This is a genomic window from Ligilactobacillus sp. MP3 (genome assembly GCF_024436335.1).
GTDB lineage: Bacteria > Bacillota > Bacilli > Lactobacillales > Lactobacillaceae > Ligilactobacillus > Ligilactobacillus salivarius.
In genome coordinates, this window is record NZ_JANFQI010000040.1 from 1 (window position 1) to 301 (window position 301).

Annotated in this window: 1 protein-coding gene; it reads left to right on the forward strand. The window is 37.9% G+C overall.

The genetic code is table 11. The features are described from left to right. On the forward strand, window positions 1–301 hold a 301-nt coding region (locus NOU10_RS09335), incomplete at both ends, for a MucBP domain-containing protein (RefSeq protein ID WP_255906665.1).

The following is a 301-nucleotide window of genomic DNA, read 5'->3' on the forward strand; positions in this document are numbered from 1 at the left end:
TGGCAGAAGGTACAAAACACGTAATTTACGTATATGAAAAAGATGTAACCCCAGAAGTTAAGAAGGGTAATGTAGACGTAACATACTTAGCAGAAGATGGTACAGTTTTAGAAGCAACATCAGATGTAGTTAAAGATGGGGAAATTGGCTCAAGCTATGAAACAAAGCAACAGTCATTCGATGGTTATACCTTTAAACGTATGGGAGAATTCTCAGCTGACGCAACAGGAAAAGTTGAAGAAGGAACAAAGCACGTAGTATATATCTACGCAAAGAACCCAGAAACACCAGAAGTTAAGAA